Here is a 17451-nt window from a genome sequence, read left to right as displayed (position 1 = left end):
AATGCGGGGGGCGGGATGGGAGTTCCTCTGCCGCCTGACGAAATGAGGAACTAGGCAACCACCTCGCGATACTTCCTCACCTTCCCGTCCTGCCCGCGAATCCGCCATGTCTCGCTGTCCCGGCCCTCGATGTGGCTGGGGCCGAGCGGCACCTTGCCGCCGCCATCGGGCAGATCGATGACATAGGTCGGGTTGCAGATGCCGGAGAGGCGCTGGCGCAGTTCCGCGGCCAGCGCCTGGCCCTCGGCAATCGTGGTGCGGCGGTGCGCCATGCCCGGCGCCAGATCACCATGGTGAAGATAGTAGGGTTTTACGCCTAACCGATAGATCAGCTCGCGGCAGAGCTCTTCCAGCAACTCGACCTTGTCGTTGACGCCCTTCAAGAGAACGCTCTGGTTGAGCAGAACAAAACCCGCCTGCCGCATGGTCCGACAGGCCGTTTCGGTGTCCGGCGTGATCTCGCGCGGGTGGTTGAAGTGGGTGACCACCGTCACCATCAGTCTTCCCAGCAGGGATGCCGTCAGGCCGGGCGTGATGCGCGACGGCAGCGCCACCGGCACGCGGGTGTGGATGCGCAGGAGCCGCACATGCGGGATGGCCTCGATACGGGCGCGGATTTCGGCGAGCGCCTTGTCGGGCAGCGACAGTGGATCGCCGCCGGTCAGGATCACTTCTCGGATCTCGCTATGTTGGGCGATGTAAGCGAGGGCCGGCTCCAGCGCCTCGCGCGTATAGCCGCGGCCGATCGAAGTCAGCGACTCCTTGCGAAAACAGAAGCGGCAATAGATCGCGCATTGATAGGTCGGGAACAAGAGCACGCGGTCGGCATGGCGATGCGTCAGCCTGGGCACCGGGCTGAAGGCGTGGTCGCCGATCGGATCGCCGAGTTCGCCCTCGGCAGTGATCAATTCGTCCGGCGACGGGATCACCTGCGCGCGGATCGGATCGTTCGGATCGTTCCAGTCGATCAGGTCGAGATAGGCTTTCGGCACGCGCACCTTGTGGGCGGCGGCGGCTTGCTGCGCAGCGGCGCGCTCGGCCGGTGAGAGCGGCAGGGCTGCGAGGTCGCGCACATGGCGCACGCCGGCACGCACGTCGTCCTGCCAGGCGGCGTCGGGGCCGCGCGCGGCTTCCTTGAGATCGGTATCTGAGGTCATTGGGGTCTCGGTACGAACTTGCGCGGGATATCGGCCGGATGATGGCCGGGTCAATCGTTTTGGTTGCCGCAGAGCGGTGGAGCGGCGCGCGAGACCGGCTGGGCCTGATGCCCGGCTTGTCTCGTGGCTTTGAGCGCGACGAAATTGGCGCTAATTTGGCGCAGGCTTCGGGGGACACGAATGGATTTCAGCGCAGGCCATGGCTACCTTCTCATCGGTGGACTCATCCTGGTCGGCGCCGGGCTGCTGATCATTTCGCTGATCGTCAATCTGCGCGTGGCGCACAGCGTGCGCGAGGAACTGCGCCATCGCGAAAAGCTGCTGGAATATTACCGCAACATCTTTTCGCAGCTGGGCGTGATCCTGATCGGCATCGGCGTTTCTCTGTTCATCTTCTTCTTCCAGCAGAACTATCAGGACCAGCGCAAGCGCGAGACCGAGCTGCAGCAGGTTCTCGCCAAACTGGCGGCGCGCGTTGCCCGCGGCGCCCCGGTCATCGAAACGCTGGGCGAGTTCGACGAGATACTGGATGAGGGCAGCGCCTATGTCGGCCCCGAACACGGCGGAAGCAACGCCGCGATCACCGCCAGGGGAACGGAGCTCGCCAAGCAGGTCGAAAAGATCCTGCTGGTCGAACGTGATGTCGATGTTCGAGACTTCGAAATCCTGAACCTGTCGCGCGACCTCGAAGCCACCTTTGTCGTCAACGAGATCGATCCGACGCTGTGGTTCAACATCGTCCGCGACGAGAACGAGATCAAATACGCGACGACGCAGCTAGCCCTCGACTACAAGGACCTGCATGAGGCGATCGGCGACGAGGCGGTCGAAGCCGCGGTCGCCAAGCCCGACAAGGAACCGAAGATCAAGCACGAGGTGCTCGACATACTCTATGACGCCGACCTGCTGCGCCAGCGCAGCAGGCGGTTTCTCGCCCGCGCCTGCTGGCTGTTCAGCAAGGGAAAGAGTTTCGTCGCCCTTGCACCGGTCGATGCGATCGAGACCGACACCAAATCGCAGCAGGAATGGATCGACCGCGCGAAACCGGTGCTGACGCAGACGAAGTCGGGCAGCGGCGACTGCTTCAAGCTGCTCCGCTACGGGCAGGCATCCTGAGCCCGCTGGTCTTTGTTTTGATACTGTCGTACACCCAGAATAGCCGCACGGCTCTGGGTGAAGCGATCAGTCACCCACCCGCTGCAGCCTGCCAAGACGATTGTCGTCGAGGAACTCGATCGTGATCGCCGAAGCCTTACCATCGGGGCCGACGACGAAGCTCACGCCCGCCGGCCGGTCCGGCGTCTCGGCGTCGGGATGGGTCAGGAAAAGATCGCCGTCGAAATGCGTCAGCGAATAGGACCGCGCTCCGGCCGGCCCGACCTCGAGCACAAGGCCGTCGCCCGCGCTCGACACGGTCGCGTCGCCGATGAAGTCGTTGGCGTAGCGGCCGGAATAGGCGCTGGCCGGCCGGGCCGGCCTTGGCGGAGACGGTGGCGCGGCATATTCGGCCTTGGCCGCGGCGATCGCCGGACCCAGCATCCCGGCATAGATTCCGTCCCAGGCCTCGACCCAGTCCTTTTCGACTTTTCCGTCGAAGACCAGATCGGCAAAGCTGTCGGACAACCCTTCCGGGACACCGGTCGGGAAGGCGTTCGTAAGGATAACGATGCCAAGCTTCTCCTGCGGAAACAGCGTCGCCACCGTACGCGCACCGACGCTGAAGGCGCCTGCATGGCCCCAGCTCAGGCCGTGCCGGCCGAAATCAATATTCCAGCCGAGGCCATAGAAAGACTCGCCTCCGGTTACGGGATTGCGGCCGAGCGCCATGTGAGGCAGATGCGTCTGTCGCAGCGCATCGGAAGCAATCAGCGTCCGGCCGGCATAAACCCCGTCGCCGAGCACCAGGCGCATCCATTGCATGAGATCGCGCGCGCTGGAATTCACGCCGCCCGCCGGCGCCTGAGGATCGACATTGCGCTTGACCTTTGCGGCCCAGACGCCGTCGATTTTGACATGCAGCGCGGCGCGATTGGCGCGGCTGATGAAGTCCGCGTGACGGGAGCTGGTCGCTGCCATTCCAAGCGGGCGGTAGAGCTTTTCCTCCGCGACCGTCTCCCAGGGCTTGCCTGTCGGCTTCGCGGCCGCCACGGCACCCTCGGTCAGCCCGAAATTGCTGTAGGAATAGCCGGCGCGAAAGCTCGATGATGGCGACACAAAGCGGAGGCGGCGAAGGATTTCGGCGCGGTCGTAGCCGATGCCCTCAAGGTCGTCTCCGGCAGTGCCGGGAAGGCCGCTGCGATGCGTGAAAAGATCGCGGATGGTGAGTTCGCCGGTGGGATAGGGATCGGCAAGGCGGAAGGCCGGATCGAGGTCGGCGATCTTCGAATCCCAGGATACCACCCCGTCGCTGACCAGCGCGGCCACGACGGTAGCCGAGATCGGCTTCGAAAGGGAGGCGATCTGGAACACCGTGTCGGCGTCGACCGGCTCCGGTCTGCCGGCTTCGCGATGCCCGAAACCCTTGAGGAAGATCACCTTGTCGTCATGCACGACGCCGATGGCAAGGCCGGGGACGGCACCATCGGCGACGGCGGCTTGCGCCAGCGCTTCGAGCTTCGGCAAGGCGGCGGCGATGCGCGCGGGCGTGACGGGATCGGCCGATGCCGCGTGCGGCCAAAGCGCCAGTCCGGCGATGAAGGCCAAAACCGTCAAATGACAGAGATCCCGACCAAGCCGCATCGCGCGCTCCCTTCCCTGCATTCACCCTAAGATTGTACAGGCCGGCACCGGCCTGGCCAAGCCCTGCGCGGCCCTGATCATCCTCCCAATCGACTGGTGTGGCGCCGGGTGCGTCCCTCACCTCTGGGCCTGCGCCCGCCTTAGAAGGTCCGTCCCCGACATCATGGCTGTGCTCTGGACACGAAAGCTTGCGTTCCTTCGCCCCTCTGTCCTGCCGGACATCTCCCCACTTGGGGGGAGATCAGATGTGGCGCCGGCTTTCGCCAATCATCGACGGTGCAAAGGGAGAGCCGTCAGCGGCACTGCCAATCTCTCCCCTCGTGGGGGAGATGTCCGGCAGGGCAGAGGGTAGCGCCGTAGAGCGCAACTGTCGCGGCGTGCCTCACCTCCTCGCCGACATCGAGCGGCAAGATCCAGCGGTTCCTGCTGAGGAAGGCGGAGGTAGAGAAGCGGAAGGCCGGATAAAATTCGGGTTCTCCCGGGGATTCCGCCACGCAAAAGCCGCCAAGTCAGGCGAAGGCCACAAGGGCTTTGGTTTGAATTGGGGCTATAGAATGCGGCTGGTCTGGGCGTTTTCGTTCGCGCTGGCGAGCGGCGTGGTTTTCGCGGCATCGCCGGAGGACGACTATATCGCCGCGCGCGACCAGGCGATTTCCAACATCGCGGCGCAAGAGAGCTCGAACGCGGAAGCGGAGACGCTCGATGCTGCCAACACCAAGGCGCTGGCCGATCTGGAAAAGCGTCTTTCCGCCGTTCTCGGCCCGCTTTCGGTCAAGGATTTTCCGGCAACCGGCACGATCAATCTGCAGAGCCTGAGCGCCTCCGATATTGGCTTCGGCATGCTGGACGGGCTGCGCTACGCCAAGAGCGACGCCGGCCCGAGCATCGTCGCGACGACACGCGGGCTGGTCGAGCGCTGGCTGCGGTCCAAGGCTGACGAGGAGGATGAAAGCCTCCGGCTGCCCGCCGGCATCGACGAGGCGCTCAAGCTAGACGCCTTCTATACCCAGGCTATCGGCAGCGACGCCGCATTCGTGAAGACGCTCGACTTTTCGCTGAAGAAGCCCGAAGGCGCCGATATCGCCGTCGCGCGGCTCGGCGGCTGGACGCAGGATGTCGGACCGATCTACGACCAGCAGGTCGTCGTCGCGGTGGTAAAGGGCGACCGCGTCCTGATCGCCGAGGCGCCCGCGTCACCGGCCGTGCCGAAGATCGCGGCCTGCGAGGCGCTTTGGACCGCGGCGGACGCGGCTGCCCAGAAATTTCAGCAGACCTATCAGAACTCGGACCTGAAGGACCAGCAGGCCTATGATTCCGCCAACGCCGCCTGGGAAAAAGGCGACGGCGATTATCGCGCCTGCATGGGCGAGCGCCTGCCGGGCGATCCGGCCTTCCCGGCACTGCTTGCCGAGGCCCAGCAGCTTGCTGACCGGATGACCGGGAAGTAGGCCCAGAGCGGTAAAGCGCCGAGCTGGCTAGACATCCTTCCCTCAGCTCGCGGCGGCCCTCATGTTGCGCCGGCGCCTGGCGGTGGGCCGCGCCGGCTCCACGATATGCCCGTTGGTGACATGCCCATTCGTCACGGGCACAACATCCTGCCGAGCCCGGGCGTCCGTCACCCTGTGCAGCCGCTCGTAAGGCAGCAGCTCCTTGATGCGGGCATTCAGCGTCTCGACCTCGGCGCGCAGGTCCTCGCATTCCTGTTTCTGGATATCGAGCTGGATCTGCTCCGACGCCTGCTGCAGCGATAGCTGCGAGAGATTGGTGCTGATCACCGACAAATTCTTCTTGTCCAATTCGCTCTCGTTCCTGAGAACGGCAAGCTTCTCTTCCGCGATCTGCCGCTCGGTCACGGCGTCATTCAACTGCGCCCTCAGTCCTGTCGCCTCGGCGACCGCATCGGTCTTGTCGATGGAGGCCTGCTCGAGCCGCGATTGCAGCTCCTGGATTTCGGAGCGCAAGCCGCGCAGCTCCGCCCGGCTCCGCGCAAGCTCCGCCGCGCCATCGCTTTCGGCAATGCGGGCGGCTTCGGTTACCTCGGCAAGCTTGGCCTGCGTCGTCTCCAACGATTTCTGCAGCCGGGCCTCCTCCTTCTCGTGGCTACCGAGCTGGGCCATCAGTTCGGCAACGCGCGTGGCTTCGTTGGCGTGGGTCGCCGCGAACTCGTCGAATTTGTGCCGGGCCTCGGCCTCGCGCTTTTGCGCCTGCTCCAGCTCGATCGAAAGCCCGACCTGCTTCTCGCGCAGCAGCTTGTTCTCGACAGCGCGCCTGTCGGCTTCGACGGTCTTGGCCGTCAGGGTCTTGACGATCTCACCGAACTCAGCCTCGCGCCTGGCGCTCTCATTGCCCATCTCGACCATTTCGAGCCGCACCGCTGCAAGCGCCTCGCGCAGCGACTCCCTGTCCTGGACGAGACTTGCCTCGCGCTGCTGCCAGGCCTCGGCCGCGCCGTCGCGTTCGCGCTGCTTGCGCGTAGCGTCAAGCAATTGTTCCGACAAGGCCTTGTGCTCGGCGCCCAGAGCGGCGTTCTCCAGCTCCAGCTCATTGGCGCGCAGCGCATCGCGATGCAGGGCGTTCAGGATATCGCGCGTCATGTGGTGCGCTGTGGCGATCTCGGCCAGCCTTGACCCGATCTCCTCCAGATGACCCTGTCCGTCGCGGAAGAGTCCGGAAACGGCTTCCAAGGCGGCCAACCGTGTCTGGGTGTGCGGCGTCAGCCGGGAGGCGGAAGCCTCGGACTGAGTCTCGCCCGGCGGATCCTCCTCGCTTGCCGCCAGGTCGGCGGCAGAATCGTATCCCGGGGACGTCTCTTCGTCAGCCGAAAGACATTCTTCGAAAGCCTCTGCCAGATCCGACTGGAGCTCTTGAAATTCCTTATCTACGTCCTCGGCCCGTTTGATCAGGGATTTGAAATTCATAACGGCACACCTCTTACGCTCACACCCGCCGTATTACTTAACGAATTGCTAATCTAGCCCTTAACGTTCCGTACGGGAAGCCTGACCAAAAGAAGGAAGGAATTAAGGTTATCGCGGATTTCCAGAGGCTTGCGCGGTGTTCCGTCAGCGGCATCTGCGCTCAGCGCGGTAAACGGTTAGAATGGCCTGCGTCGGCCGCACGTCATCGAGCCGCAAGCGAGCCTCTTGCGCCCGCTGCGAGCGGATCACTCGTTTGGAAAGGGAGCCGTTCCACGCTCCAGCCAGCACCCACGCCAGCGTTGGCCGTTCCATCTAGCCACGAGAGTTCCGTCATGCCGCAGGGGCCGGACCGGTCGGTCCAACCCCTGCACTGAGACATCAGCTCTTGATTTCGATACGCTTGGCCTGCGACTGCGCCTTCGCGGTCTTGGGCAGCATTACCGTCAGCACGCCGTTCTTGAAGCGGGCATCGATCTTGTCTTCTTCGATCTCGTAGCCCAGCGGGATGCGACGCTCGAAGCGGCCATAGACGCGCTCGGAGAACTGCCGCTCCTTGTCCTCCGTCTCGGAGCGCTTTTCACCCTTCAGCGTCAGCACGCCATCATCAAGCAGCACCTCGATGTCCTTCTCGTCCAGGCCCGGGACTTCGGCCGCCACCTTGATCTCCTTCTCGTTGTCGGAGATCTCAACGCTCGGCCAGCCGGCACCAAAGGCTGATACGCCGCCTAGGGATGGCAAGCCGGAACCGAAACCCCGGAAGACGTCGTCGAACAGCCGATTCACCTCGCGATGCAGCGACAGGAAAGGATCGCGTTCGCCGTCGCGGAAGACACTTGGAACCTGGTTGCCATTGTTTCGGCCCCAGGGAATCAGATCACGAACACTCATTTTTTCCTCCTTTCTGTTCATCCGGAAGACAAGGAAGCGCCGGGAACATCACCCGGCGCTTGGCGCAAAGCGCGGCGAGAAGGCTCAGGCCGCCTTGTTGTCGGCCTCGATTTTCTTTGTCGCGGCCTTTGGCGATGATTTGTCCGCCGTGATCTCGATCCGGCGCGGCTTCATTTCTTCCGGGATCTCGCGTTTGAGGTCGATTGTCAGCAGGCCGTTGACGAGGCTCGCATCGACGACCTTGACGTGATCGGCAAGCTCGAAGCGACGCTGGAATGCGCGGCCGGCAATGCCGCGATGCAGGTACTCGCCGTTGTCCTCGCCTGCCTTTTGGCCAGAAACCATCAGCATGTTCTGCTCCTGGGTAATGGCCAGTTCGTCCTGGCTGAAGCCTGCCAGGGCCATGGTGATGCGGTAGTCGTCCTCGCCGCTCTTGGCGATATCGTAGGGCGGCCAGTTGTCAGCGGTTTCGATGCGGCTTGCGGTCTCGAGCGCGTTCAGCATTCGATCGAAGCCGATGCTCGACCGGAACAGGGGAGAAAAGTCGAAACTGGTTCTCATAGCTACATCCTCCATTGAGCAACATAGATACGAGGAGCGCCAAGGCAGCGGCGCTCCTTGACCTTGCCGGCCACTTCAGGCGCCGGCAGGTTCGATTTGGGAATTGATTCCTTTGCCGTCAAGGGGTCCGGGACGTGCCCGTCAAAGCTGCATAATTACCTTTGTTTTCACGGCGCTAGCACTCGGCTGTTGCGAGTGCCAAAAAATTTCTTGCGGCCTCTTGAAACCGGCGCGTGCAAAACCAAATCCACATGCGCGAGGCCGAAAAGGATCGCGAGCCCCGCTCCGGTCCTTCCGGTCCGGAGTGGAGGAACCTCTCAAAATCTGTTTGTCCCGAAGGAGAACGATATGAAGTTCCATCCATTGCATGACCGCGTTCTGGTCCGCCGCGTCGAGGCCGAGGAGAAGACGGCCGGCGGCATCATCATCCCGGACACGGCGAAGGAGAAGCCGCAGGAAGGCGAGATCATCGCCGTCGGTTCCGGCGCGCGCGACGAGAGCGGCAAGCTCATTCCCCTCGACGTCAAAGTCGGCGACCGCATCCTGTTCGGCAAGTGGTCCGGCACCGAGATCAAGCTCAACGGTGAAGACCTGCTCATCATGAAGGAAAGCGACGTGATGGGTGTGGTCGAGCAGACATCGGCGTTGGGAAAAGCGGCTTGAACCGGCCCACCCGATCCGGTGAATGAAAGCTGCCTGCTGAAGGAGTGTTCCAATGGCTGCCAAGGAAGTGAAATTCCATTCCGACGCCCGCGACCGCATGTTGCGCGGCGTCAATATTCTCGCCGACGCGGTGAAAGTCACCCTCGGCCCTAAGGGCCGCAATGTCGTCATCGACAAGTCGTTCGGCGCTCCGCGCATCACCAAGGACGGCGTCACTGTCGCCAAGGAGATCGAGCTCGAGGACAAGTTCGAGAACATGGGCGCGCAGATGGTGCGCGAGGTCGCCTCGAAAACCAGCGATATCGCCGGCGACGGCACGACCACCGCGACCGTTCTCGCCCAGGCCATCGTCAGGGAAGGTGCCAAGGCCGTTGCCGCCGGCATGAATCCCATGGATCTGAAGCGCGGCATCGACAAAGCCGTCGAGGCTATTGTTCAGGAGTTGAAGACCAACGCCCGCAAGGTGACCAGAAATGACGAGATCGCCCAGGTCGGCACGATTTCGGCCAATGGTGATGCCGAGATCGGCCGTTTCCTTGCTGAGGCGATGCAGAAGGTCGGCAACGAGGGCGTCATCACCGTCGAGGAAGCCAAGACCGCCGACACCGAGCTGGAAGTGGTCGAAGGCATGCAGTTCGATCGCGGTTATCTCTCGCCTTACTTCATCACCAATCAGGATAAGATGCGCGTCGAGCTCGAAGAGCCCTATGTGCTGATCCACGAGAAGAAGCTTTCCAACCTGCAGGCGCTGCTGCCGGTTCTGGAGGCGGTGGTTCAGTCGGCGAAGCCCCTGCTCATCATCGCGGAGGATGTCGAGGGCGAGGCGCTCGCGACGCTGGTGGTCAACAAGCTGCGCGGCGGCCTGAAGGTTGCGGCCGTCAAGGCTCCGGGCTTCGGCGACCGCCGCAAGGCCATGCTGGAGGACATCGCCATCCTCACCGGCGGCACCGCTATCAGCGAGGATCTCGGCATCAAGCTTGAGAACGTCACGCTGGAGATGCTCGGCCGCACCAAGAAAGTGGTGGTCGAGAAGGAGAACACCACGATCGTCGATGGCGCCGGCAAGAAGGAGGAGATCCAGGGCCGCGTCGCGCAGATCAAGGCGCAAATCGAGGAGACCACCTCGGACTACGATCGCGAGAAGCTGCAGGAGCGTCTGGCCAAGCTCGCCGGCGGCGTGGCTGTGATCCGCGTCGGCGGTTCGACGGAGGTCGAGGTCAGGGAGCGCAAGGACCGCGTCGACGATGCCATGCATGCGACGCGCGCGGCGGTCGAGGAAGGCATTCTTCCGGGCGGCGGCGTGGCGCTGCTCAGGGCCGCCAATGCGCTCGACGCGGTGGCTGCCGACAACCCCGACCAGAGATACGGCGTCGACATCGTGCGGCGCGCCATCGAGGCGCCGGCGCGTCAGATCGCCGAGAACAGCGGGGCGGAAGGCTCGATCATCGTCGGCAAGCTGCGCGAGAAGACCGATTTCGCCTATGGCTGGAACGCCCAGACCGGCGAATATGGCGATCTTTTCAGCCAGGGCGTCATCGATCCGGCCAAGGTCGTGCGCACCGCGCTGCAGGATGCAGCCTCGATCGCCGGCCTGCTCGTCACCACCGAGGCGATGGTCGCCGAGAAGCCGAAGAAGGAAGCGGCACCCGCCATGCCCGCCGGCGCCGGCATGGACTTCTAGGACGCTGGGGAGGCGCGGCGCCGACACAGCCAATCTCCCCCGACAGGGTTCAAATTGGGGAGATTGGTCGGCAGGGCAAAAGGGAGCGCGAGGGAAACGGCACCCTTCTGAATTGACAAGAACCGGAAAAGCGAGAAAGCACTCCGCGACAGATCGGCTGGCGGGAGCGCCCCCTTTGTCCTGTCGGACATCTCCCCTCATCGGCGGAGATCGGCAGCTTCGACACGCCGCGGCGCGACGGGCCAGAGTTACTATGTGGGAAGATTCTGAATGACGACGGATACCAAGACGACGGAAACCAGGACATTCGAGGCGGATGTCTCGCGGCTGCTGCACATGATGGTGCATTCGGTCTATTCGGACCGGGAAGTCTTCCTGCGCGAGCTGATCTCCAACGGCGCGGACGCGTGCGAGAAGCTGCGCTTCGAAGCGATCACCCGTCCCGAGCTGCTGGGCGAGGACGCAAAGCCGCGCATCACCATTTCGGCCGACCCCGACAACAAGCAGCTTGCCGTCGAGGACAACGGCATCGGCATGGGCCGCGAGGAGATGGCCGAGGCTCTGGGCACCATAGCACGCTCCGGCACCCGTGCCTTCATCGAGCGCGTCGAGGCCGGCAAGGCGACTGAGGACTCGCAACTCATCGGCCAGTTCGGCGTCGGCTTCTACTCCGCTTTCATGGTGGCCGATCATGTCGATGTCATCAGCCGGCAGGCCGGCAGCGAGGAAGCCTGGCGCTGGTCTTCCGACGGCAAGGGCACCTACGAGATCGCTCCCGTGCCGCTTGCGGCAGCTCCCAGGCGCGGCACGCGCGTCGTGCTGCATCTGATGGACGATGCGAGTCCCTACACCACGCCTTACCGGCTCGAAGGGCTGGCGAAGTCGCAGTCCGGCCACGTGCCGGTGCCGATCACGCTTGTTGAGAAGCCGGGCGCCGAGCCGCGCGATATCGCCGACGGCACGGCGCTCTGGGTGAGGCCGAAGAGCGACATAAAGCCCGAGCAATATACCGACTTCTACCGCAGCATCGCCGGCCAGTATGACGAGCCGGCCGCCACCATCCACTTCCGCGCCGAGGGTCGGCACGAATACAGCGCGCTTGCCTTCGTGCCGGGCTCGCGTCCGTTCGATCTCTTCGACCAGGACCGCAAGGGTCGTATGAAGCTCTACGTGCGGCGCGTCTTCATCACCGACGATGCCGACGTGTTGCCGCGCTATCTGCGCTTCGTGCGCGGCCTGGTCGATTCCGCCGATCTGCCGCTCAACGTCTCGCGCGAGATGATCCAGGAAAGCCCGCTGCTCGCCGCGATCCGCAAGGGTGTCACCAACCGCGTCCTCGGCGACCTCGCTAAAACGGCCGATAACGATGCCGAGGCCTACGCCAAGATCTGGGAGAATTTCGGCGTCGTGCTCAAGGAGGGGCTCTACGAGGACTACGAGCGGCGCGAGCAGCTGCTGAAGCTCGCCCGCTTCCGCTCGACCGCTTCCGGCGAAGCGCTGCGCAGCCTGGCCGATTATGTCGCCGCAATGAAGGAAGGGCAGAAGGCGATCTTCTTCATGGCCGGGGAAGACCGCGCCCGGCTCGAGGCCTCGCCGCAGCTCGAAGGGTTCCGGGCGCGCGGTATCGAAGTGCTGCTTTTGACCGATCCGGTCGACAGTTTCTGGACGACGATGGCGCCAGAATTCGACGGCAAGCCGTTCAGATCGGTAACGCAGGGCGCGGCCGAACTGTCGGAGATCACGCTGCTCGACACCGCGTCCAAGCCGGATGCCGAAATCTCGTCCGAAATCGCGACCTTCCTGGCCTTCGTGAAGACGGCGCTGGGAGACGAGGTCTCGGACGTGAAGGCCTCCGACCGCCTGACTGAAAGCGCGGTCTGCCTGGTCGCGCCCGAGCACGGTCCCGACCGCCAGTTCGAGCGGCTGCTCAACGCGGCCGGCCGCCTCGACAAGGCGGCGAAGCCGATCCTCGAGATCAACCCGCGGCACGAGCGCGTCACGGCGCTGGCGAAGCTCGGCGACGGCGAGCGCGCTTTCAAGGAAGACGCCGCGCATCTGCTTTACGACGAGGCGCGCGTGCTGGACGGCGACAAGCCGGCCGATGCCAGGGCGTTTTCGGCGCGGCTTGCTCGCCTGATCGAGCGCGGTTTGGCGAGGGAGTAGTGGGGCGTTGGGCGCCTCACGGAGCCCGGATCCTGCCGTGACTTCTCACGAGGAGGCGGCGCAAGGGTGAGATCGGTCGCGATCCTTCGCGCCCCCCTCTGTCCTGCCGACGGGTCAAGGCTTCTCCACGCTACTACGCTCGGAGGTCAGAGCGCCGCCCTACCCCCTCAGCCCCGGTGCCTCTTGCCCCGTCCTGGCGACATATTCCGTATAGCCGCCGCCATAGGTGTGGATGCCATCCGGCGTGAGCTCCAGCACGCGGTTCGATAGTGCGGACAGGAAATGGCGGTCGTGCGAGACGAACAGCATCGTGCCTTCATATTGCGCCAGCGCCTCGATCAGCATCTGCTTGGTCGCCATGTCGAGGTGGTTGGTCGGCTCGTCGAGCACCAGAAGGTTCGGCGGATCGAACAGCATCAGCGCCATGACCAGCCTTGCCCTCTCGCCGCCCGAGAGCACGCGGCACTTCTTCTCGATCTCGTCGCCGGAAAAGCCGAAGCAGCCGGCTAAAGCCCTGAGCGGCGCCTGGCCGGCCTGCGGGAAATTGTCTTCCAGCGTCTGAAACACGGTGCGCTCGCCGTCGAGCAGTTCCATGGCGTGCTGGGCGAAATAGCCCATCTTGACGCTCGGACCGCGCGCCACCGAGCCCTCATCCGGCTCGGAGGCGCCGGCCACGAGCTTCAAAAGCGTCGACTTGCCGGCGCCGTTGACGCCCATCACGCACCAGCGCTCGCGGCGGCGGATCTGGAAGTCGAGGCCGGCATAGATCGAGCGGCTGCCATAGGATTTGTGGATGCCCTTCAGCGTCGCCACGTCCTCGCCGCAGCGCGGCGCAGGCTGGAACTCGAAGGCCACCGTCTGGCGACGCTTGGGCGGCTCGACGCGGTCGATCTTGTCGAGCTTCTTCACCCGGCTCTGCACCTGGGCGGCGTGCGAGGCGCGCGCCTTGAAGCGCTCGATGAAGGCGATCTCCTTGGCAAGCATCGCCTGCTGGCGGTCGAACTGCGCCTGCAGCTGCTTGTCGGCCAGCGCCCGCTGCTCCTGGTAGAATTCGTAGTTGCCGGAATAGGAGGTGAGCCCGCCGGCGTCGATCTCGATCACCTTCGAAACGATGCGGTTCATGAACTCGCGGTCATGCGAGGTCATCAGCAGCGCGCCGTCATAGTCCTTGAGGAATTTCTCCAGCCAGATCAGGCTCTCAAGATCGAGATGGTTGCTCGGCTCGTCGAGCAGCATGACGTCGGGCCGCATCAGCAGGATACGGGCGAGCGCGACGCGCATCTTCCAGCCGCCGGAGAGTTTTGCAACGTCGCCGTCCATCATCTCCTGGGAGAAGCCGAGGCCGTCGAGCACCTCGCGGGCGCGGCCGTCGAGCGCATAGCCGTCGAGTTCCTCGAAGCGGTGCTGCAACTCGCCATAGCGCTCGATGATCGCGTCCATCTCGTCGGCGCGGTCGGGATCGCCCATGGCGTTCTCGAGCTCGCGCATCTCGGCTGCGACGGCGCTCACCGGGCCGGCGCCTTCCATCACCTCGGCGACGGCGCTCATCCCCTCCATGTCACCGACATCCTGACTGAAATAGCCGATGGTAACGCCGCGATCGACCGAGACTTGGCCTTCGTCCGGCTGCTCCTGGCCGATGATCATGCGGAAGAGCGTAGTCTTGCCGGCGCCGTTCGGGCCGACGAGGCCGACCTTCTCGCCCTTCTGCAGGGCGGCCGAGGCTTCGATGAAGACAATCTGACGGCCGTTCTGCTTGCCGATATTTTCGAGACGGATCATGGGACGGTCCGGGAAACTGCGCTGAGATGGCGGGATTTGCCCGGGGCATACGCGAATGAGGGTGCGGAGGGAAGAGGTAGAAGCGCCGCATCCGCGCGCTCGGCTATTCCTTCGAGGCAGAACCCAGCCGCAGTGAAATTGATTGGCGTCGCCGACCGATCGAGCGCTTAGTGCTGGAGCCAACCACTTGATGGGCTCTGGTAAGGGAGGTCAACCATGGCCATGTACCTGACGCGCTTCAGCTACACGCCCGAGACCTGAGCGCGAATGATCGAAAACCCCGAGGATCGCCGCAAGGCGGCCAGCTCATACATAGAATCGGTCGGCGGAAAGCTGCACGGGTTCTGGTATGCGTTCGGCGAACACGACGGGTGGAACCTGTGGGAGGCGCCGGACAATGTTTCGATGGCGTCCGTCGTGCTCGCCATCGGTGCCGGAGGGGCACTCAGCTCCTGCGAGACCACCGTCCTCCTCAGCGTCGAGGAGACGATGGACGCGCTAAGCAGAGCGAAAGCGATCCGTTATCGGCGGCCTGGAACGTAGAGCCGAGAAAAGCCGCCTCGGAGGGGTGTCACCTCGCGTCGTGGAAGATGATACCGAGCGTGTGTCGCCTGCCCGAGCGTAGGCGGCTGACGCCGTGGCGCAGGTTGACGCGATAGTAACCTCGCGTGCCCTCCACGGGCCGGTTGTGCACGGCGAAGATCACCGCGTCGCCGCGCTTGAGCGGCACCACCTCGGCGCGGCTCTGCATGCGCGGGCGCTGCTCGGTCAGCACGAATTCGCCGCCGGTGAAATCCTTGCCGGGTTCGGAGAGCAGGATCGCCACCTGCAGCGGAAAGGCGAGCGCGCCATAGAGATCCTGGTGCAGACAGTTGAAGTCGCCGGGGCCGTATTGCAGCAGAAGCGGCGTCGGCTTGGTTTGGCCCTCGTCGTGGCAACGCTTTAGGAAGGCGGCGTGGTCGGAAGGGTAACGGAGCGCGGCGCCCATCTTCTCGTTCCAGTCATTGGCGACGCCGGCGACCCGTGGATAAAGCGCAGTGCGCAGGCCCTCGATCAGATCAGGCAGCGGATAACGGAAATAGCGGTACTCGCCCCTGCCGAAGCCATGGCGCGCCATCACCACATGGCTGCGGAAATGTTCTTCGTGCGGATAGAGCGCGGCGATTTCGGCGCATTCCTCCGGCGAAAGCAGGCCGGGCATGACAGCGCAGCCCTGGGCGTTGAGCTCGGTGACGAGCGCGTGCCAGTCCTGCGCGGCGACACAGGATTCGGCCGAGCGTCCGGCGCGTTTGGTGTTGAGGGAATGGACAGTCATGAGCGCCTCCTTCGATGCCATCAAAGTGGGGCGGAGGCGAAGCGGCGGCCACCCGATTCCTGCGGAAATGGCGCGCGGTCTTACTGCGAACCAGCCACAACGAAGCCCGCGCGACCCTGAGCGCGGCGGAATGCCTGCTGCAGGCGCGGGTTGAGGCGCACCGCGTCGCAGCCGGCCTGGATGGTCCGCTCGACCTGCTCCGGCGTCAGCCTCAGCCGGGTCGGGATGACGTTCAGCGCGGCTGCCTCGTCTGGCGGCAGGTCGGCGAAGGAGACCAGTTCAACCACCATCTGGACGTCGCGGCACTTCCAGCCGGACAGGCCGCCGCGGTAGCGCGCTACCACCGCCGCCGGCAGGCTGCAGCGATATTTGACCAGCTTTTCGCGCCACAGCCGGAATTCGAGCTTGAGGGAATCGAATTCGTCGCGCACCGAGGACGCGATCGAGGTGCCGGCGGTGGCGTCGATCATGTCGACCAGGCCCGGTCCCTGCTTGACCTTGACCCAGTCGGGTTCTTTCCTGCGGCCCGCATCGGCAACGATCATGATCAGCGTTCGCATCCTCACCGCCGCCTGCGGCGACAACGGGCTGTGCGGACTGCCGGCGGTGTCGAGCGATTCCGCGAAGCCGACCACCGCGATGTTGTCGGTCAATCCGCCGTCAAGCAGCTTGATGTAGTTGACGCGGTCGTTGTTCTGGTAGGAATCCATGGCGCGAGCCGCGGCCTTGACCCGTTCCGGTGCCTCCGGATCGTTGAGACCGCGGTCGATCCAGTCCGGCTGCTCGTAGTTGCATCTGGTTGTCGGCGTGGTCGTCGAGACGACAACCGGCGCGAACACCGCGGGGAACGCCGCCGAGGCCGCCACCGCATCGGCGATACGAAGCTTGTCCAGATCGCTGCAGATGGCCGCGAAGCGGTCGTAGGTGAAGCCGAAGGCCGTGCCGTTGTAGATGTCGGATGCGTGGATCCAGACCAGCGGGGCGCCGGGACGTCTGAAGGCACTGTATGTGGCACCGTCGAACAGGTTCCTGTCCAGCCACGCGGCAAAGGTGCTGCGGTCGTTGACGCCGCCTTTCCACAGCCGCGCCAGATTGGCCGGAGCGAGCTTGGCGGTGTGCAGCGAGCTCTCGGCATCGCGCAGCAAGAAGCGCTCGCGAAGCTCGCGGTAACCACGCCCTTTGTAGCCGAGATAGGCCGCCGTCACCGCACCGCCAGAAACGCCGCCGACGACGCTCACGTCGTCGATCAGCGTATGCGCTCGCCCGCCGCTGCCGACCTCGACATCGTCGAGCGCCTGAAGCACGCCATAGCTGAAGGCGGTGGCACGCGTGCCGCCGCCCGAGAAGGACAGCGCGACCACGGTCGACCCGTCGGCGGGAGCATCGGGAATGTAGTCCGGCGAGCCAGGCCCGACTTGGGTCACATGGGGTGTTGATGGGCTCGACGTCATTGGCGACGCATCCGGCCAGCAGCGCCGCTGCCAACACAAGCAAGCCCACACGCCAACGCATCGAGGTCCCCCCGATCGCTCGTTCCCGGGCTCAGTCTATGCGCAGCAGGCAGAGCAAGGCAACGGCCAGCCC

14 protein-coding genes are annotated in these 17451 nt (G+C 64.4%); 6 read left to right on the top strand and 8 right to left on the bottom strand.

Annotated features, from left to right (window positions below; all coding sequences use genetic code 11):
• Window positions 1-50: 50 nt before the first annotated feature.
• A complete protein-coding gene (locus A9K71_RS07920) occupies window positions 51-1157 on the bottom strand; it encodes a KamA family radical SAM protein (RefSeq protein WP_066992885.1) in 1107 nt (368 codons plus the stop codon).
• A 180-nt stretch (window positions 1158-1337) separates the two neighbouring features.
• Here A9K71_RS07920 and A9K71_RS07915 point away from each other — a divergent pair, with 180 nt between their 5' ends.
• The gene (locus tag A9K71_RS07915; protein ID WP_066992882.1) at window positions 1338-2273 is read left to right on the top strand and encodes a hypothetical protein; all 936 of its coding nucleotides are present in this window, start codon (window positions 1338-1340) and stop codon (window positions 2271-2273) included.
• Window positions 2274-2339: 66 nt separating this feature from the next.
• Here the strand turns inward: A9K71_RS07915 and A9K71_RS07910 are convergent, their stop codons facing one another.
• Window positions 2340-3896, bottom strand: a complete 1557-nt coding sequence (locus A9K71_RS07910; protein ID WP_066992880.1) for a serine hydrolase — start codon at window positions 3894-3896, stop codon at window positions 2340-2342.
• Between the two features lie 554 nt (window positions 3897-4450).
• Here A9K71_RS07910 and A9K71_RS07905 point away from each other — a divergent pair.
• Window positions 4451-5344 carry a hypothetical protein gene (locus A9K71_RS07905; protein WP_066992878.1) on the top strand — a complete coding sequence of 298 codons (894 nt, stop codon included), beginning with the start codon at window positions 4451-4453 and terminating at the stop codon, window positions 5342-5344.
• Between the two features lie 42 nt (window positions 5345-5386).
• On the opposite strand, the gene A9K71_RS07900 is transcribed toward A9K71_RS07905, so the two are convergent.
• The 3 genes from A9K71_RS07900 to A9K71_RS07890 form a co-directional block, all read right to left on the bottom strand.
• Window positions 5387-6814 (bottom strand): hypothetical protein, encoded by a 1428-nt coding sequence (locus A9K71_RS07900; protein ID WP_066992875.1) that lies wholly within the window; start codon window positions 6812-6814, stop codon window positions 5387-5389.
• A 378-nt stretch (window positions 6815-7192) separates the two neighbouring features.
• Window positions 7193-7702 carry an Hsp20/alpha crystallin family protein gene (locus A9K71_RS07895; protein WP_066993187.1) on the bottom strand — a complete coding sequence of 170 codons (510 nt, stop codon included), beginning with the start codon at window positions 7700-7702 and terminating at the stop codon, window positions 7193-7195.
• 84 nt (window positions 7703-7786) lie between these two features.
• The gene (locus A9K71_RS07890) at window positions 7787-8263 is read right to left on the bottom strand and encodes an Hsp20 family protein (RefSeq protein ID WP_066992873.1); all 477 of its coding nucleotides are present in this window, start codon (window positions 8261-8263) and stop codon (window positions 7787-7789) included.
• Between the two features lie 348 nt (window positions 8264-8611).
• Here A9K71_RS07890 and groES point away from each other — a divergent pair, with 348 nt between their 5' ends.
• The 3 genes from groES to htpG all read left to right on the top strand — a co-directional run bounded on the left by groES (window position 8612) and on the right by htpG (window position 12770).
• Window positions 8612-8926, top strand: a complete 315-nt coding sequence (gene groES, locus A9K71_RS07885) for a co-chaperone GroES (RefSeq protein ID WP_066992870.1) — start codon at window positions 8612-8614, stop codon at window positions 8924-8926.
• 52 nt (window positions 8927-8978) lie between these two features.
• Entirely contained in the window at window positions 8979-10607 is a 1629-nt protein-coding gene (gene groL / locus A9K71_RS07880; protein ID WP_066992865.1) for a chaperonin GroEL, read from the top strand.
• 270 nt (window positions 10608-10877) lie between these two features.
• Window positions 10878-12770: a molecular chaperone HtpG gene (htpG, locus tag A9K71_RS07875; RefSeq protein WP_066992862.1), complete on the top strand. Its 1893-nt coding sequence runs from the start codon at window positions 10878-10880 to the stop codon at window positions 12768-12770.
• A gap of 159 nt (window positions 12771-12929) precedes the next feature.
• On the opposite strand, the gene A9K71_RS07870 is transcribed toward htpG, so the two are convergent.
• Window positions 12930-14552, bottom strand: coding sequence for an ABC-F family ATP-binding cassette domain-containing protein (locus A9K71_RS07870; protein ID WP_066992860.1), 1623 nt, complete (start codon window positions 14550-14552; stop codon window positions 12930-12932).
• A gap of 267 nt (window positions 14553-14819) precedes the next feature.
• Here A9K71_RS07870 and A9K71_RS07865 point away from each other — a divergent pair, with 267 nt between their 5' ends.
• Window positions 14820-15095 (top strand): GYD domain-containing protein, encoded by a 276-nt coding sequence (locus A9K71_RS07865; RefSeq protein ID WP_245299554.1) that lies wholly within the window; start codon window positions 14820-14822, stop codon window positions 15093-15095.
• A 28-nt stretch (window positions 15096-15123) separates the two neighbouring features.
• On the opposite strand, the gene A9K71_RS07860 is transcribed toward A9K71_RS07865, so the two are convergent.
• Entirely contained in the window at window positions 15124-15867 is a 744-nt protein-coding gene (locus A9K71_RS07860) for a 2OG-Fe(II) oxygenase (protein ID WP_066993184.1), read from the bottom strand.
• 80 nt (window positions 15868-15947) lie between these two features.
• A complete protein-coding gene (locus A9K71_RS07855) occupies window positions 15948-17318 on the bottom strand; it encodes a patatin-like phospholipase family protein (protein ID WP_066992857.1) in 1371 nt (456 codons plus the stop codon).
• Window positions 17319-17451 lie beyond the last annotated feature (133 nt).

The sequence above is a fragment of the Mesorhizobium sp. WSM3873 genome, from assembly GCF_001672445.1.
Lineage (GTDB): Bacteria > Pseudomonadota > Alphaproteobacteria > Rhizobiales > Rhizobiaceae > Mesorhizobium.
This window is presented reverse-complemented; position numbering and strand designations above follow the sequence as displayed.

Bases quoted from the DNA above. Each gene is read 5' to 3' on its own strand.
- A9K71_RS07870 (WP_066992860.1), bottom strand. From the start codon at position 14,552: ATGATCCGTCTCGAAAATATCGGCAAGCAGAACGGCCGTCAGATTGTC.
- A9K71_RS07865 (WP_245299554.1), top strand. From the start codon at position 14,820: ATGATCGAAAACCCCGAGGATCGCCGCAAGGCGGCCAGCTCATACATA.
- A9K71_RS07920 (WP_066992885.1), bottom strand. From the start codon at position 1,157: ATGACCTCAGATACCGATCTCAAGGAAGCCGCGCGCGGCCCCGACGCC.
- htpG (WP_066992862.1), top strand. From the start codon at position 10,878: ATGACGACGGATACCAAGACGACGGAAACCAGGACATTCGAGGCGGAT.
- A9K71_RS07915 (WP_066992882.1), top strand. From the start codon at position 1,338: ATGGATTTCAGCGCAGGCCATGGCTACCTTCTCATCGGTGGACTCATC.
- A9K71_RS07895 (WP_066993187.1), bottom strand. From the start codon at position 7,702: ATGAGTGTTCGTGATCTGATTCCCTGGGGCCGAAACAATGGCAACCAG.
- groES (WP_066992870.1), top strand. From the start codon at position 8,612: ATGAAGTTCCATCCATTGCATGACCGCGTTCTGGTCCGCCGCGTCGAG.
- A9K71_RS07900 (WP_066992875.1), bottom strand. From the start codon at position 6,814: ATGAATTTCAAATCCCTGATCAAACGGGCCGAGGACGTAGATAAGGAA.
- A9K71_RS07890 (WP_066992873.1), bottom strand. From the start codon at position 8,263: ATGAGAACCAGTTTCGACTTTTCTCCCCTGTTCCGGTCGAGCATCGGC.
- A9K71_RS07855 (WP_066992857.1), bottom strand. From the start codon at position 17,318: ATGACGTCGAGCCCATCAACACCCCATGTGACCCAAGTCGGGCCTGGC.
- A9K71_RS07905 (WP_066992878.1), top strand. From the start codon at position 4,451: ATGCGGCTGGTCTGGGCGTTTTCGTTCGCGCTGGCGAGCGGCGTGGTT.
- A9K71_RS07910 (WP_066992880.1), bottom strand. From the start codon at position 3,896: ATGCGGCTTGGTCGGGATCTCTGTCATTTGACGGTTTTGGCCTTCATC.
- A9K71_RS07860 (WP_066993184.1), bottom strand. From the start codon at position 15,867: ATGACTGTCCATTCCCTCAACACCAAACGCGCCGGACGCTCGGCCGAA.
- groL (WP_066992865.1), top strand. From the start codon at position 8,979: ATGGCTGCCAAGGAAGTGAAATTCCATTCCGACGCCCGCGACCGCATG.